This is a genomic window from Pseudomonas sp. LBUM1658, from assembly GCF_059716055.1.
Genome location: NZ_CP166798.1, coordinates 2,764,675 through 2,781,287, shown reverse-complemented (window position 1 = coordinate 2,781,287; position 16,613 = coordinate 2,764,675). Strand labels below are relative to the sequence as shown.

Annotated in this window: 11 protein-coding genes and 2 pseudogenes; 4 read left to right on the top strand and 9 right to left on the bottom strand. The window is 54.9% G+C overall.

Translation table 11 applies throughout. The annotated features are described in order from the left end of the window. The first annotated feature begins 316 nt into the window (after positions 1 to 316). On the top strand, positions 317 to 2,917 hold the full coding sequence (gene acnB / locus ACA064_RS12805; RefSeq protein ID WP_497674237.1) for a bifunctional aconitate hydratase 2/2-methylisocitrate dehydratase: 2,601 nt from the start codon (positions 317 to 319) through the stop codon (positions 2,915 to 2,917). Positions 2,918 to 2,981: 64 nt separating this feature from the next. On the opposite strand, the gene ACA064_RS12800 is transcribed toward acnB, so the two are convergent. The 3 genes and pseudogenes from ACA064_RS12800 to ACA064_RS12790 form a co-directional block, all read right to left on the bottom strand. Beyond that, positions 2,982 to 4,619: a SulP family inorganic anion transporter gene (locus ACA064_RS12800; protein ID WP_497674236.1), complete on the bottom strand. Its 1,638-nt coding sequence runs from the start codon at positions 4,617 to 4,619 to the stop codon at positions 2,982 to 2,984. Between the two features lie 395 nt (positions 4,620 to 5,014). Continuing rightward, positions 5,015 to 6,295: a serine/threonine transporter gene (locus ACA064_RS12795; RefSeq protein ID WP_497673671.1), complete on the bottom strand. Its 1,281-nt coding sequence runs from the start codon at positions 6,293 to 6,295 to the stop codon at positions 5,015 to 5,017. 397 nt (positions 6,296 to 6,692) lie between these two features. Further along, positions 6,693 to 6,794, bottom strand: a pseudogene (locus ACA064_RS12790) (LysR family transcriptional regulator); the annotation flags it as partial. Positions 6,795 to 7,003: 209 nt separating this feature from the next. On the opposite strand from ACA064_RS12790, the pseudogene ACA064_RS12785 reads away from it, so the two are divergent. Next, positions 7,004 to 7,926, top strand: a pseudogene (locus ACA064_RS12785) ((Fe-S)-binding protein); the annotation flags it as partial. Positions 7,927 to 7,940: 14 nt separating this feature from the next. Here the strand turns inward: ACA064_RS12785 and ACA064_RS12780 are convergent. After that, positions 7,941 to 8,969 (bottom strand): GlxA family transcriptional regulator, encoded by a 1,029-nt coding sequence (locus tag ACA064_RS12780; protein ID WP_497673670.1) that lies wholly within the window; start codon positions 8,967 to 8,969, stop codon positions 7,941 to 7,943. 236 nt (positions 8,970 to 9,205) lie between these two features. Here ACA064_RS12780 and ACA064_RS12775 point away from each other — a divergent pair, with 236 nt between their 5' ends. Then, positions 9,206 to 10,096, top strand: a complete 891-nt coding sequence (locus ACA064_RS12775) for an MBL fold metallo-hydrolase (protein ID WP_497673669.1) — start codon at positions 9,206 to 9,208, stop codon at positions 10,094 to 10,096. 100 nt (positions 10,097 to 10,196) lie between these two features. Then, a complete protein-coding gene (locus ACA064_RS12770) occupies positions 10,197 to 10,742 on the top strand; it encodes a cysteine hydrolase family protein (RefSeq protein WP_497673668.1) in 546 nt (181 codons plus the stop codon). 493 nt (positions 10,743 to 11,235) lie between these two features. Here the strand turns inward: ACA064_RS12770 and qhpE are convergent, their stop codons facing one another. From qhpE to peaA, 5 genes are read right to left on the bottom strand one after another with little or no spacing between them, the layout of a single operon-like run. Next, positions 11,236 to 11,904, bottom strand: a complete 669-nt coding sequence (qhpE, locus tag ACA064_RS12765; RefSeq protein ID WP_497673667.1) for a subtilisin-like serine protease QhpE — start codon at positions 11,902 to 11,904, stop codon at positions 11,236 to 11,238. After that, positions 11,904 to 12,992, bottom strand: a complete 1,089-nt coding sequence (gene peaD, locus ACA064_RS12760; protein WP_497673666.1) for a quinohemoprotein amine dehydrogenase subunit beta — start codon at positions 12,990 to 12,992, stop codon at positions 11,904 to 11,906. Before peaD ends, qhpE begins: the two co-directional genes overlap by 1 nt. 5 nt (positions 12,993 to 12,997) lie before the next feature. Beyond that, positions 12,998 to 13,324 (bottom strand): quinohemoprotein amine dehydrogenase subunit gamma, encoded by a 327-nt coding sequence (gene qhpC / locus ACA064_RS12755; RefSeq protein WP_268266815.1) that lies wholly within the window; start codon positions 13,322 to 13,324, stop codon positions 12,998 to 13,000. After that, positions 13,321 to 14,754: a quinohemoprotein amine dehydrogenase maturation protein gene (gene peaB / locus ACA064_RS12750; RefSeq protein ID WP_497673665.1), complete on the bottom strand. Its 1,434-nt coding sequence runs from the start codon at positions 14,752 to 14,754 to the stop codon at positions 13,321 to 13,323. Before peaB ends, qhpC begins: the two co-directional genes overlap by 4 nt. Before the next feature lie 7 nt (positions 14,755 to 14,761). Continuing rightward, a complete protein-coding gene (gene peaA / locus ACA064_RS12745) occupies positions 14,762 to 16,309 on the bottom strand; it encodes a quinohemoprotein amine dehydrogenase subunit alpha (protein ID WP_497673664.1) in 1,548 nt (515 codons plus the stop codon). Between the last annotated feature and the right edge of the window lie 304 nt (positions 16,310 to 16,613).

The window sequence follows — 16,613 nt, the reverse complement described above, 5'->3', positions numbered from 1 at the left end:
TTTAATTTTTTTTTGCCGTAGAATCAGCCAGCCTTTTAAGGCGCCAATGTCCGTTAGAAGCTGTTTTCAAAGCGTCACGAGCACAGTCGTTCCTTCAGAGCGGTGTTGGCGAAGGGTTTTTCCAGCGGGGAAAAGCCCAACGCCAACCCTCATCAGCTCCCCGTTCTGCAGGCGTAAAACTTTGAAAGCAGCTTCTGTAAGGAATTGTCGGTAATTCTGGCTAAGCGGCCCACAACGCCACGCAGCGCATGAGTACGGCAATTTCGGGATGAGCGTCCCGGACACCCATTTGGGACCACTGATGAGGGTAATAACTGTGCTTGAAGCCTACCGCAAACATATCGAAGAGCGCGCAGCACTGGGTATCGTTCCCCAGCCGCTTAACGCCGAACAAACTGCAGGCCTGGTCGAGCTGCTGAAGAATCCCCCGGCTGGCGAAGAAGCTTTCCTCGTTGACCTGATCACCAATCGCGTGCCGCCTGGCGTCGACGAAGCTGCCTATGTAAAGGCCGGTTTCCTGTCCGCGCTGGCCAAGGGCGAAGCCAACTCCCCTTTGATCGACAAGAAACGCGCTGTTGAACTGCTCGGCACCATGCAAGGCGGCTACAACATCGTGACCCTGGTCGACCTGCTGGAAGACGCCGAACTGGCGCCAGTCGCGGCCAAGGAACTCAAGCACACCCTGCTGATGTTCGATGCTTTCCACGACGTCGCGGAAAAAGCCAAGAACGGCAATGTTCACGCTCAAGGCGTGCTGCAATCCTGGGCTGACGGCGAGTGGTTCCAGAAGCGCCCGGTGCTGGCCGACAAAATCAGCCTGCGCGTGTTCAAGGTCACCGGCGAAACCAACACCGACGACCTGTCCCCTGCTCCCGATGCCTGGTCCCGTCCAGACATCCCGCTGCACGCCCTGGCCATGCTGAAAATGGCCCGTGACGGTATCGTTCCGGATGAGCAAGGCGTCACCGGGCCGATGAAGCAGATCGAAGAAATGCGCGGTCAAGGCTTCCCGATCGCCTACGTCGGTGACGTGGTCGGTACCGGTTCCTCGCGTAAATCGGCGACCAACTCGGTGCTGTGGTTCTTCGGCGACGACGTTCCTTTCGTGCCGAACAAGCGCGCCGGTGGTTTCTGCTTCGGCAACAAAATCGCTCCGATCTTCTACAACACCATGGAAGATGCCGGCGCACTGCCGATCGAATTCGACGTGACCAACATGAACATGGGCGACGTGATCGACCTATACCCGCATGCTGGCAAAGTCACCAAGCACAACAGCGAAGAAGTCCTGACCACCTTCGAAATGAAGACTCCGGTGCTGTTGGACGAAGTCCGTGCCGGCGGTCGTATCCCGCTGATCATCGGCCGTGGCCTGACCGAGAAGGCTCGCGCCGAACTGGGTCTGCCACCTTCGACTCTGTTCAAGCTGCCTGAAGCACCGGCCGAAAGCACCAAGGGTTACACCCTGGCGCAGAAAATGGTCGGCAAGGCGTGCGGCGTAGCTGGCGTTCGTCCAGGTACCTACTGCGAACCGAAAATGACCACCGTCGGCTCCCAGGACACCACCGGTCCCATGACCCGTGACGAACTGAAAGACCTGGCGTGCCTGGGCTTCTCGACCGATCTGGTCATGCAGTCCTTCTGCCACACCGCGGCCTATCCAAAGCCGATCGACGTGACCACCCACCACACCCTGCCTGACTTCATCATGACCCGCGGCGGCGTTTCCCTGCGTCCGGGCGACGGCATCATCCACAGCTGGCTGAACCGCATGCTGCTGCCGGACACCGTCGGCACCGGTGGTGACTCCCACACCCGTTTCCCGATGGGGATCTCCTTCCCGGCCGGTTCCGGTCTGGTAGCGTTCGCCGCCGCCACTGGCGTCATGCCGCTGGACATGCCGGAATCGATCCTGGTGCGCTTCAAAGGCAAGATGCAACCGGGCGTCACCCTGCGTGACCTGGTTCATGCCATTCCTTACTACGCGATCCAGGCTGGCCTGTTGACCGTAGAGAAGAAAGGCAAGAAGAACGCCTTCTCCGGTCGCATCCTGGAAATCGAAGGCCTCGATAACCTGAGCATCGAGCAGGCTTTCGAACTGTCCGACGCCTCCGCCGAACGTTCCGCTGCCGGCTGCACCATCAAGCTGTCGAAAGAGTCGATCACCGAGTACCTGAGCTCCAACATCACCCTGCTGCGCTGGATGATCGGCGAAGGCTACGGCGATGCACGGACTCTGGAACGTCGCGCGCAAGCGATGGAAGCCTGGGTTGCCAACCCTGAGCTGATGGTTGCCGATGCTGACGCCGAATACGCCGAAACCATCGAAATCGACCTGGCCGACATCAAGGAGCCTGTGCTCTGCGCGCCAAACGACCCGGACGACGCCCGTCTGCTCTCCAGCGTTGCTGGCGAGAAGATCGACGAAGTGTTCATCGGTTCGTGCATGACCAACATCGGTCACTTCCGCGCTGCCGGCAAGTTGCTGGAAAAAGTCGAAGGTGCGCTGCCAACTCGTCTGTGGCTGTCGCCGCCGACCAAGATGGACGCTCACCAATTGACCGAAGAAGGCTACTACGGTATCTACGGCAAGGCTGGCGCGCGCATGGAAATGCCGGGCTGCTCGCTGTGCATGGGTAACCAGGCGCGCGTTGAACCGAACTCCACCGTGGTGTCGACGTCGACCCGTAACTTCCCGAACCGTCTGGGCGACGGCGCGAACGTTTACCTGGCTTCGGCCGAGTTGGCGTCTGTAGCTTCGATCCTGGGTCGCCTGCCGACCGTCGAGGAGTACATGGCCTACGCGAAGGAAATCGACACCATGGCCAGCGATGTCTATCGCTACCTGAGTTTCGACCAGATCGCCGAGTTCCGTGAAGCGGCTGCGAATGCCAACATTCCGGTCATTCAAGCCTAAGGTTACAACTCCATAGAAAACGCCGCGTATCTTGCGATACGCGGCGTTTTTTTATGCCTGCCGATTATGCATCCGGCACTCTGAGCGCCACCTGCACTGCGCCATCCACACTCAAGCCACTGAGTACCACCTGCAAACGCTCGGTCACCGGCAAGGCCGACAACGCCGCCTTGGCTTCGTGTTTCAAACGCGCCAACAGCAATCGCTTGCCTTCGGCGCTGACGCGAACAAAGAACGTTTCCAGCGCCTCGATACTGGTGCCATCCAGGTTTGATGACTCTTCCAGACTCAAAATGACCGTATGGATCGGTTCTTCACTGTGACAGATCAACCTGAGCGCCCTGCCCAGAATCCGTTCGACGTTGGCGAAAAACAAGGGCTCTCCAGGGCGAAGAATCAGCACTCCAGGAATTTTCAGGGCCAGGGGATGACGTTGCAGGTCGACGTAATCATGCCCACCGCCCATTTGCCCGAGGATCTGGATATCCGCCGAGGACATCTGCCGCAGCATCAGCACGACGCTGATGGCGACGGCCACCAGCAATCCGTCCAGCACACCCAGCACCAGCACCGCAGCCACGGCGCAGATCACCAGAAACCGGTCGCGACGCCAGACAAAATAGCGCCCCAACGGTTCCAGACTCAGACCGCGAGCCAGGGCATGAATGACAATGGCCGCCAATACCGGTTCCGGGGTCAAGGCAATGTACGGCAGCACGGTCAACACGATGACCAGCACCACCAGGGCCGCGACACCACCCGCCAGACGCGAGCCGGCACCCGCTGCCTCATTGGCCGAGGTCGCCGAATAGCCGGCGCCCGCCGGCATACCCTGGAACAGGCCGGACAGCAGGTTGGCCGCCCCCAGCGCCAGTAAATCCCGGTTCGACGCCACTCGATCGCCGTGCTTGAGGGCAAAGGAGCTGATCGAGCCGTACGATTCGGCATACAGGATCATCACCATGGCAAAGCCCAACTCGCCGAGGCGCAGCCAGTCAGTGAATGGCAGAACTGGCAAATGCGGGATATCCAGAGTCAAATCGATCACACCGATCAGCTTCACCCCATAGGCCGTCAGGTTCAGCCATTGGCCCGCCGCGATACCGGCCATCACCACCAGCAGCCCACCCGGCAAGCGTTTGACCCGTGCGCACACGCACAACAGCGCCAGCGCTACCGCCGCAATACCAGCACCGACCCAGTTCCAGCGCGGCAACTGCTCCAGTAGCTCAGGCAAAGAGCGAAGCAGATTGCTATTGGTCAGGTGCACGCCGACCACGGTTGCGAGCTGTTTGAGAACGATGGTGATCGCCAGACCAAAAGCGAACCCGCGCAATACCGGCTTGGCGATGAAGGACGTCATGCTGCCGAGCCTGAACAGCCCAGCCAGCAAAAAGAACGCTCCGGTGACCAGTACCAGCCCGAATGCCAGGGTCAAGCGCAGCGCCGAATCGCCGCCGGCAAGCGTCATGGTGGCCGCCGCCAGCACCGCTGCCGAAGAGGATGTCGCAGAGACAATGGCAAAGCGACTGGTGCCAAACAGCCCATAACACACTAAACCGGCGAACAGCGCGATAACCCCGGCCTGGGGTGGCAATGCAGCGATGCTTGAATAGGCAACGGCTTCAGGCAACAGCAAGCCGGCAATCGACAAGCCTGCCAGCAGATCCTGCGTTCGGCCCTGCGTCGGGGAGGATGGAATCGGGACTGGAGCGGGAGAATGCGGACTATTGGGCAATCGAATTGACCCAACCCGACAGGTAGCGGGCCTTCTGACGGCGTGCGAGATTCATGCTGTTGGCCTGAAGATTCTGACCCTGATCGATGACCAGGTCACGGGCGATTAGGCTCCGGGGACATAGCCCGGAGAAACTCACTGAACGGCGTTGCGTCAGTGAGGCGCAGCATAGCCGCCAATGGCGACACGGTATTGATATCAATCAACCGGGCTGCGTTCGCCACTTCCCCCAACCACATAGGTATCTACACATCTCGTCGCAGTACACACCGCACTTGTGGCGAGGGAGCAAGCTCCCTCGCCACAGTATTTGGCAGCCCTTAAAAAATGTGTAGCACCTTTGCCCAACCGCAACAGACTCAGGCAGTAAGCGAATAGATCAATGCGGTAATCGCCACCAGACCCACCAGCGTCACAAAGACATTGGAAGCCTGACCACGATACCGTGCCATGGCTGGCACCTTACGGATCGCGTACATCGGCATCAGGAACAGAATCGCCGCGATGATCGGGCCACCCAGGGTTTCGATCATGCCCAGGATGCTCGGGTTGAGCGTGGCGACAATCCAGCACACCACCAGCATGAAGGCTGCGGTCATGCGGTCCAGGGTCTTCGGTGCCGGGCGACGACCGCTCTTGACGACCAGACCCTTGAGGCCTTCGCTGGCGCCGATGTAGTGCCCCAGGAACGACTTGGAAATGGCCACGAAGGCAATCAGCGGTGCGGCGAAGGCAATCGTCGGGTTGCTGAAGTGGTTGGCCAGGTACGACAGGATCGACAGGTTCTGCGCCTTGGCTTCGGCCAGTTGTGCCGGCGACAGGGTCAGCACGCAACTGAAGACGAAGAACAGCACCATCACCACCATCAGGCCATGGGCGCGAGACAGAATTTGCGAGCTGCGCTCTTCGGCATGCTCGCCATGCCGACGCTTCTGGTCCACCGCAAAGGCCGAGATGATCGGCGAATGGTTGAACGAGAACACCATCACCGGAATCGCCAGCCACAGGGTGTGCAGCAAGGCTGAAGGCTCAGGCACTGTGCTTGCGGTGGCGAGAATGCCGCCGTTCCAGTGCGGAACCAGGAATACCGCGAGGAACAGCAACGCGACGATGAACGGATAGACCATCAGGCTCATGGCCTTGACGATCGCCTGTTCACCACAGCGCACCACCGCCAGCAGCCCGAGAATCAGCACCAGTGACAGAACCACCCGCGGTGGCGGCGTGATGTGCAGTTGATGTTCGAGAAAACTGCCCACGGTGTTGGTCAGCGCGACGCTGTAGATCAACAGGATCGGGAAGATCGCAAAGAAATACAGCAAGGTGATCAACGCCCCGGCCTTGATCCCGAAATGTTCTTCGACCACTTCGGTGATGTCGGCGCCGGCCCGGCCGGAGAGCACGAAGCGGCTCAGGCCACGGTGCGCATAAAATGTCATGGGGAACGCCAATAGCGCCAGAATCATCAGCGGCCAGAAGCCACCGAGGCCGGCGTTGATCGGCAAAAACAGGGTGCCCGCACCAATTGCAGTACCAAACAGGCCCAGCATCCAGGTTGTGTCATGGCGACTCCAGCTACTGAGACTCGCTGGTGTCGCCGCTTCATAGCGTTCGTCGACGCTATTGGCCTGATCATTCATCCGGTCGGATCTCCGCATTCCAGTCATTTGCCACACAGTCGGAGCGAGTCAGAAAAAGCTGACAGGCAGCGCCCCGGCCATAACAGGGGCGCGATTGTCCGGGATTAGCTAACAGAAGCAAAGACTTAGGTGAGGAGCGGTAAGGTGGATCAGTTTGCCAGCCAGAGATTGCGGTGGCGGTTGCCGTAGTTTTTCAACATCTTCTGAAATTTTTTCAGCTAGGCTGAAACGATGCTTGTCAGATCAAACGTCACCAAACCATCGAGGGCTCGGGTCCTCGATGGTTTCCACTTCGGCGTTTCTCCTCCTTCCGGCGATTCTACGCCCCACCCCAGAAAGCAGCTTAGCTTCTCGTCCTCTTAAGAATTACCCACAGCCATAAACACAGAACAGAGTAAGCCACAGCGTTTTGGATCGTGTGCAGACTGACACTAACCTCGCCGAGAAACAGCTGCCCGGCCTCTGTCAGCGTCAGTCGACGGCTGCTGCGGTGAAAGATTCATTCCCCAGGTAGCCCACACTCGTTCATCGGCCTGACTCATGTCCAACCGGGGATCGGCAAGACGTTGAGTTTGGCTTCAACAATGAAGCCTAGGAACCTTCGGAACCACACAAGACACTATTGAGGTTGAATCGATCACCCTGTTCACGGAGATGCGCCAGGTCATAGCCGGTGAGGCAGCGGTTGAGTTTAGGAAAGGTTCGAGCTCACTGGAATACACGATCCCCTACATCGCTCGTGTCCCACGACTGTACAACTTTGTCATGGGCGCTCGCCCCGTTCGCTTCATCCTTGAACATGTGGCAGGAATGGTCGATAGCCCTTTGCTCAGCATGACGGACTTTGACGTTGAATGCCGTCGTTGGGGTGTTGAGATCGCGACGCCTGAGCTTTTGTCGACATTGAGTGAGCAGCAGCGTGCTCGCAGCGTAATCCTCGTCCAGGATGCTTTCACCCGTTACTTCGAAACACCGGTGCTTTCAGACTGGATCGAACTGATCTCAAGGCTTGGCTATCAGGTTTACATCGCTCCCTTTGCTCCAAACGGAAAACCACTTCAGGTGCAAGGTTTCATCAGAGCGTTTGAAAAAGCGGCACATTTCAACAGTGAAACTCTGCGTCAGCTTCAGGGCTCCACAATACCGCTGGTGGGACTCGATCCCGCGATGACGCTGGTGTATCGCCAGGAATATGAGAAGACGCTGGGCAGCGACAAAGCTCCCACCGTTCTACTGCCTCAGGAGTGGCTTGCCGGTGCGCTTCCACAGGCACAGAGCGTGAAAAATGCCGATCCTATCACTTCCTTCCCCACTGCACTGAAAAAACAAATGAGCCGAGCAGTATTGGCCTTTGGCAACAAGTCTATGAGCGAATGGGACTCAAACTGAGCATTCAAGCCAGCGGATGCTGCGGCATGTCCGGCACCTATGGGCACGAGACGAAGAACGCCGCGACGTCCGATGTAATTTACAAACAGTCATGGGCGCCAGCGGTGGCGAAGTTGAATGCTTCAGGCCGGTTATTGGCTGATGGCTATTCGTGCCGCAGCCAGGTAAAACGAAAAGACGGTGTAACCGTTTTACATCCGCTGCAGGCACTGCTCGCTGTTGTCAGAAATGTTACTGCCTGAGCTTTGGGACATCGTTAAACCTTTGCCTGAAAACGAGTAGACGGCTCGGCAGTGTGCTCACTGCCGCTCGCCTTCCGACCCGGGTTCATTTCGCGAAAAAAGGTACGCCGATATTCAGAAGGCGTCGTGCCGAGATGAACGCCGAATTGTTGCCTCAACGATAAGGGTGTTCCAAAACCAGCCTCACCGGCAACACACTCGATAGGCAAGTCAGTCGTTTCCAACAGCTCTTGCGCTCTGACAACTCGCTCAGCATTCAACCATTTTGAGACGGTATTGCCAGTGGCTTCCCTGAATCGCCGAGTAAACGTGCGCCTACTCATTTTCGCCATGTCCGCCAGGATGTCGAGCGACAGATCACTGGCCAAGTTCAGTCGAGCCCACGCCAGTACATCGGACAAATGTGTCTCGCTGGATAGTTGTGGTACGGGATGCTCAACGTATTGAGCTTGGCCTCCCTGCCTGTGCGGCGGTGTCACCAGCATCTTCGCGGTGCGATTCGCCACATCAGCGCCGAGTCGCTGGCGTACCAGATGGAGGCAACAATCGATTGCAGCCACGGTTCCTGCAGAGGTCATGATATTTCCGGCGCTGACATAGAGCACCTCGGGCCTGAAACGAACCTGCGGGAAGCGTCGCGCAAACTCGTCTCGGCCTGCCCAGTGAGTGGTTGCTTCTTTCCCATCAAGTAGCCCGGCATCTCCGAGCACGAATGCGCCTAAACATAACCCGACTATAAGCTTGCCTTTGGCATTGGCGAGCTGGAGCGCTTTCACCAGCTGTGCAGATGCAGCGACCAATTGATCGCCCCACGCTGGAATGACGATTACATCAGATGCCTCCATCAGTTCCAGGCCGTGAGCAACCGCTAAGTCGAGGCCTTGGTCGCTAGTCACCATTCCCGGCGTCTCTGCGCAGTAACTGACCTCGTACTGAGGTTCACCAGGTGCGGATTGAGCCGTCCCCAGCACCATTCCCGGCACGGAAAGATGGAACAGACTTACGCCATTAAAAGCTAGAACAGCGACACGTATGGATTGCATCAAGCAGCCTCGGATTGGCCCTGTCTTGGCTAATATCTATCGCACACAGGAAACATGGGCGACCGTTACGTGGGAGCATTTTTGGAGAGTGGATGCTGACGTCGACCTCCTCCCACATCCTCTTGATACGCTGGTCGACTGGCCCGATTATATCGCAATATGTCATTCAGGCCACTGTTAGGATGCAAGGCACCCGGTAAGAATGGTGCTCTCGATGTACCAACAGGATTAATCCCATGAATTTCAGAGCTTTTCCTCTCGCCCTCAGCATCGCTTGCGCTGCAGCTAGCACATCGGCGTTCGCGGATACAAACGTCTCCTCAGCGCCGAACGCAGCCCACAAAGTGGACTTGCAGCAAGTTCGTAACGCAACGGTGAAAATTTCCTATGGCGACACGACCTTCCTGATCGACCCGATGCTTGCAAAAAAAGGAACCTATCCAGGGTTTGAAAATACGTACCGAAGCAACCTCCGTAACCCGATGGTTGATCTAACCGAATCGCCCGCTGATGTAATTGCTGGTGTAGATGCCGTTATCGTCACTCATACGCATCTTGACCACTGGGACGATGCCGCGCAAAAAGCACTGCCTAAAGACATCCCGCTGTTCACGCAGCATGAGGACGATGCGAAGCTGATTCGTTCCCAAGGTTTCAAGAATGTGCGCGTGCTGACTGACGAAGCTGAATTCGGCGGAGTCAAAATCACTAAGGCCGGTGGCCAGCACGGCACAGACGAGATGTATGCCGCGCCCCCCCTCGCAAAACTTCTGGGCGAGGCCATGGGCGTTGTGTTTCAAGCGCCGGGCTACAAAACTCTATACCTTGCCGGTGACACTGTCTGGCGTAAGGAGGTAGACCAGACCATTGAGAAATATCATCCCGAAGTCATCGTACTGAATGCTGGGAAAGCAAAAGTGAATGGGTTCGAGGGCGCAATCATCATGGGTGAGGAGGATGTCCTGCATGCTTCACGGGCCGCAAAAAACGCGAAAATAGTCGCCGTGCACATGGACGCAATTAATCACACTTCCCTATCCCGTGACGCGTTGCGCACCTATGTTCAGAAGCAAGGTATCCAAAATCGCGTAGATATTCCGGAAGACGGCGCTTCACTGGAGTTCTGATTAAAACCATGTTGGGCCGTAGTTGAAACTGGCTTACTTTCCCGCAAGCAGCTCGGCCCTCACGACAACATCACGTTGATAATTTGACTGGAGATCGTTCATGAAACGAGGTCTTGTAGTAGTTGATCTGCAAAACGAATACCTGCCCACTGGCAAACTGCCTTTGACCGGCATTGAAGGGGCTGTCGCGAATGCTATCCGGGTGATCAGCCACGCGCGCGATACAGGTATTCCAGTTTTTCACATACGGCATGAGTCTGATAATGAGGGGGCTCCAATCTTCGTTAAGGGATCCACCGGCGCGGAGATTCAACCAGCTGTAGCCCCTGATGGTCATGAACCCGTGATTGTAAAAAAACACATCAACGCTTTGAGAGAAACTGATCTCAAGGAACAGTTGGATGCCTCAGGTGTACAAGAAATCGTGGTCATAGGGGCAATGAGCCACATGTGCATCGACGCCGTAGTACGCGCTGCAGCGGACATGGGTTATCCGGTTACTGTGCTGCATGATGCCTGCGCCACCTTGGATCTCACATTTCGCGGTGTGAACGTGCCTGCTGCTCATGCGCATGCAACGATGATGGCCGCATTTGAGTTCGGCTATGCCGCTGTTAAATCTGTGGACGAATACCTTTCAGCGTAAATGAAAAATGATCTATTTGTTTGGGGGCCGAGCGGCCCCTTTTTGGAAAGCGGATTAACCGCTCGCCATTTTTTTAACGCAACTTACTGGGCATTGGTCATCGATCTATCTCTTTCCCTTTGAGTGTTGGCGCCGGCGTCGAATTAACCCAGTTGCCGAGATGTCACTGATCCAGTCTGATTCCTCGCGAACCATTGCCTATGCTGGATTTGTGCCGATTGGAGGTAGGTCAGTCTTGCGTCGGCACGTGGGTCAATTCAGCGTTGGCGTCAACAACCAGTTCAAGGCTGGTATCCATACGATACAAAGAAGTACCTACCAATAGTGAGACGGTGCAAAGCAAACACAATCCCGCTAGTAAAGTGACTTTCCACTTAATGGAGACATGTGCGAAACGCATAGATAACCCCCGAGTTCGGGTCATTTTAGTTGGGCCAAATCACCGAGATTTCAATGACTACGCCTTTGATGTTCTGCCTGAATGACAGGCTGCTTAGCTGATACGTTTTTCAGGTCCAAAGTAATCGCAACGCTCTCCCATTAAGTGAAGAGCATCCTGGAGCTCTAGAGCGCGGCCTTTCTCTAGGACGATCTTGGCTAAATACCCGGCTACCCGTGCGGCTCCCAAACTAGCCCCGGCCATGCCCTTCCCGGCATGCTCAGGAGAATTACTCCAGGCTCCAAACAAGCGAGGTCCCAAGCGCGAGAGTTCTTCCCACTTACATCGAGCATCTCCAGTACCGCCAATCACACCAGCGTAGCCAGCTGGATAGCAAGTGACACCTCGGGCCGGACTGGCCGCCACAATAAGCATCTTCTGCTCGTTAGCGTTGTGGACGGCCTCGCGCAAAGGAGCACGGTCAGCCGCTAAACCCAAACTCATGCAGACAATGTGGACTCGCTGATCAGGCGGCTGCGAAACGAACCAATCGAGGGCCAGGCCAACCTGCAAGGCGGTCGTAACTGGCCGTACGTCGAACACTTGAGCATGGATTATTACGACATCTGGACAGCTGTTGCGAATGACCTCGGAGACAATGGTTCCATGTCCGAGGCGATCAGGCACACATGCCTCGACCGCCCCATTGGACCGAAATGCCAGAGAACCTTCGATTTCCGCCAAAGGCCCTCCGCTATCAATCACGCCAATACGAACGATCATCAGTGGACCGTGAACAGTCGCAGGGCTGAGTTGTTTGACATGTTTGCATTGCCTGGCAGCTTTACCTCGCCAACTTTTTCCAATGTAACACCATCATAAATAAGCAAATCGCCACCTGCGCCTCCTATCCAGACATATTTATTATCAGAGGTGATGGCGACCGAGTAGAACGTATGAGGAAGGTTTATTTGCTTTAGAGGCTTCCCACCATTTTCCAGGTCAAAGGATTGGAGCACGTTATAAACAGCATAAGCACGTTTTCTATCTGGACTTGCAGCCATTGAAAAATAAATAGTTTGGGTTGGCTCAACATTGTTCATATGCATTTGCCCTTTTTTCAGATCAAGGGTAAGCAGTCCGGTCTGAAAGGTATCAGGGGAGGCCGGATCCTTATTGCGCAACTTGACGTAATACGGCGCAATCATCAATTGAGAATTATCATATTGATACCAAACATTTAGCATATCTGGAGGGAAATGCTCTTTTTGTGACCATTTCTGGATGGGCAACTCATCGAGTTGTTTTCCAGACTCAGCGTCGAAGACGTACATGTCTTTACCAAGCGCGAATATCTTTTTACCATCTGTCGAGTACATTAACATGGTAACTTGGCGTGGTGCAGGAGCTGTAAATTTCAACGTCAAGGTATCAGCATCGTATAGTGCGATACGTGTAGGCTGGACCTTGAATTCGTTTCGTAGATGTTTTACTGGATTCTGATACACCGCGAGGGTTTTGCCGTCGGGTGAAAGATTCATTCCCCAGGTAGCCCACACTCGTTCATCGGCCTGACTCATGTCCAACCGGAGCACATTTTTCCCCGTAGCCATATCTATCTTGACTACACTTTGACTTCCATTGGCCAGTACGTACACATATTTGGCATCAGGACTTACAGCAGAGACGATCGGCGTAGCGCCACTGTTCTCTACTACAAAATTTTTTACTATCTCCCGTTTATCCATATCAACAATAAAAACTTTATCAGGGTGCGCCACCACAGACAAGAAATCGTTAGCAAAAACAGGGGCAGCAGCGCTAAATCCACCAATGATCGCTAGCACCGCGAAGCATATTGATTTTCTCATTATTATTAACCCTTAGATTCGGGGAAAACGGAATTCAAGTTACGCCAATCCTGAGTGGGATCCGCAGTGTCCTTACCCCAATTCGGATAAGTCGACATCGTGTCCGGGACTTGTGCAGGCCACCAGCAAGGATCGGAGCAAGCGTATAAATCTGCCTCCATCGGCTGACACAGATTGGAAACGCCACCAAACCCATCAATTTCCCAGCCCGGGTCAAAAGAAGTTGAGCAACCTACCAGGGCGTTCATTGCCACAACTTCTTCTTCGCGGCCTTCGGCGTGGGCTTCGACAAAAGCCTTGGCCTTAGCGTTGGCAGGGGTCAGATGTTTCATACTTTGGCGCTCCTGGGTTCAATATGATTACGGAAAAAGCTAGGATTATTTTTCATGATTCGTACGTACGATTCGATTCCGAAATCAACCCAGTCGCGCAGTAAATCGCAGTAATGGTATACAGGAGCAAACGGATCACCTTGTTTCGCATAAGATTCGTGATAGCATCCACCCGCACAAATCGAGCGAATCCGGCAAGTTTTACAGCCGAAACTACTGCGATCTTGGGCACCCTCGATAAAGGCAGCCAACTTGGGTACATCAATGCCACGATCCACATTGCCGTAAGTCGGTTGATCAGATCCAACGAAGCGATGGCACAAATGGAGATCGCCATCTTTATCGACAGCCAGCAACCCTAGACCGGCACCGCAAGGCACTACTTTTTTAGTGCCCTGAGCAATATCTGTTAATAACTGGTGCATATTCGAAAAGCCGATATTCTCGCCACGGCACGCCGCCTCGACATAGCGCTGCCCCAGTGTTTTCATATCGTTAAAAACTTGCTTTAACGCATCGTTATCCAAGTTGAAAGATGCGATAGGCCCCGAAGTGGCCGGACCAAATCCGACTTCAGCAAAACCCAGATCATTTTTCAGGTGGTTATGAATACCGAGTACGTCTGTGACGCCGCGGGTAAGCGTCACTCGGACACCGACAGCGCGCGCGGTATAACGCGAGAGCAACATCCGCACCTTGCGCGCCACCACGTCATAGGTGCCATTGCCACCCACCGTAATGCGGTTCGCATCATGCATTGCTTTCGGACCATCCATGGATACCGTCAGGCCAAAGCGGTGCTCGTTGAGCCAATCCACCATGGGCTCCGTTAAAAGCGTGCCATTGGTTGTCAACGAAAAATCAATCTTCTTTCCTTCTTCCGCCGCTCGGGCTTCGGCATAAGGAACCATTTCGCGAATTAGCGGATAGTTAGAAAGCGGCTCGCCTCCAAAAAAAACGAGGTTGACCTGATCCCTGTTTTTCGCTTGTTTAAGCAACATTTCAAACGAAGCCTTGGCTACATCGAAGCTCATCTTCACGCCTTTTGAGGGGGTCGTAAGGTCTTCCTTGTAACAATAGGTGCAGGACAGGTTGCAGCCCGTGTTCACGTTCAAAACAATTGTAGAAAGCGGGATCTCTTCAACTTTAGCAATAGCACGAGGCTTTTCAGGGATACCCAGCTCCCGCAAAATATCCAAATCGATAAAACTATTGATGCATTCCGCAAGACTGTCAGGAGAATGCCGCACGCCTAGTTCGGCGCGTATGATTTCACTGTCGACGTGATCAAAGCGAGTGAACAGCTCGTATACATCGCGACTAACCCCATCTAGCTCGAAAAGGCTGCTACTGGGAACATGCATCATCATGGCATGACCATCTACATCAATCTGATGCGCGTTATGCCGAATTAGAGTAAGTGCTTTCATGGGAGCCTCAACGTATAGGAGTGTCAACGAAGCGTTGAACGGTGACATAGAGGTGCGCCTCACCCGGGAGAGGTTTGCCGTTATCGTCAACTGTAGCGATCACCTTGAGATTGCCGAGGTTGTTGGTAGACATCGGCCGCTCCGGATTAAGGCCGGCGTCCGCAGGAGTAAACCGGCCGTTTTGCTCGATAGAGCCGGCATACTTAACGTCCTGCATCTTCGCGGCGCCTTCGTCCCAGTTGTCTACTGTCCACGACGCGTCAAACGCACCGACACGGATGTCATCCTTCGTCCCCGGTTTCCGGTCCGCTCCATTCAGAAATCCTATTGCTTCAAACTGCGCGGGCACTTTCGAGATAGGACCGCCATTACCGCCAACCCTGGCGATAGTCAGCTCAGGCTCAACGCGAACCTGGTCAAGCTTGGAAAAAACCACCAACGGTGCACTTGCCTTACCAACGCTGACTTTCACAGCGCCCAACGCTTTGCCTGCGGAAAGCTTCATCACGACTTTGGTATCAGTCTGAGAGATAACGGTTCCAGTGACGCCTTTCGGGAGGTTCGGCTTACCCGATAAGCCCACACCGACAAGCGTGATCTCACTTTCAACGCCGGTGCGCAGATAAGACGGACTGACAGCAAGAATCCGAGGCTGGGTATCAACCGGAGAAGCTACAAGACGTCCGCCAATGACCTCATTTGATTTTTCGAACCAGCGACCCGTAAGCGACCCGTCCGCGTTCAGAGCAAATACCTGACGAATCTCCTGCTTACCGTCGCTTAACGTAGCGCGCCATTCGCCCTCGCCCAGCAGCACTCCCCGCCCTTGATAGGTCGTAGATCCGCCTTTGTCATCAAGGGTCATGGAAACATCATAGCCTTCCTGCCCGGCCCTCAATGACAGCGATCCAGAGTAGTCGCCGCGTCCTGGCTGTTGGCCTGTAACAATCCAACTCTCGCCCAATTTGACCGTAGTCGCTTTTGGCGCTTGACCCAGTGGAAAGGTTTTTGTCAGGAATGGCAGGACTTCCCCGTTGACATAGGCCCACCAATCTCTATCGCGCGCCAGCGCCTGAAGCTCCAGCGTCGGGAATTGACCAAGGTGGAAATTAAGTAATTTTTCCCAGTCTTCACCGGTTCGCCGCTGCAATGCGACGCGGGCATAGGAGTGACACCTGGAGCACGTTTCGGTCATCATTTGATTAGGCGCCACATCTACCGCTACAGGTTCCTTCTCCAGGATGTATCGACGCCCCTCCGTTTCCTTCACGCTCAGCCCACGAGTCTGGGCTAGATATCTCACTACCGCCGTACGGTCGTCTTGACTCAACGGCACATGGTGGTTGCGCATCATCCGAACTACAGTCATATCCCAGGCTTCAGGCGTTTTACGTACGGCATCTATGCGCTCAAAGCTACCGTCTGCTGAAATGTGACAAGCGGCGCACATGGTATTTAAGACCTGTTCCCCCGTCTGAGCTTCTGCGAGTGGGACGATAGCGAGCGCCAAGACCGTACTACATGAGATAAATGCGAGTCGGTGGAGTGGTTTCATCGGTCAGAATTCCTCTGGCTCTTCACAAGGGTCAAAGCCCGTGCTGGCTATTTTTATGATGTTGACTTTGATTTTTGTTGTTGTGGCCCTGAGAAGCTTAGCTTGCGGGCGCCTTGCCGTTTAAATACACAATTCGTGCCATCAGATATAACCCCATGATTTAACCAGAAAATCATGCAGCAATTAAAATCAGTATCAACTTGAGTGATCCATTTCGGAACACAGTGTTCAACTCTTCTGAAAATCGGAACACAGCGCAATGCATAGGCAGATAAGTGCGGCTTGCGCGACACTCAAACGCTGT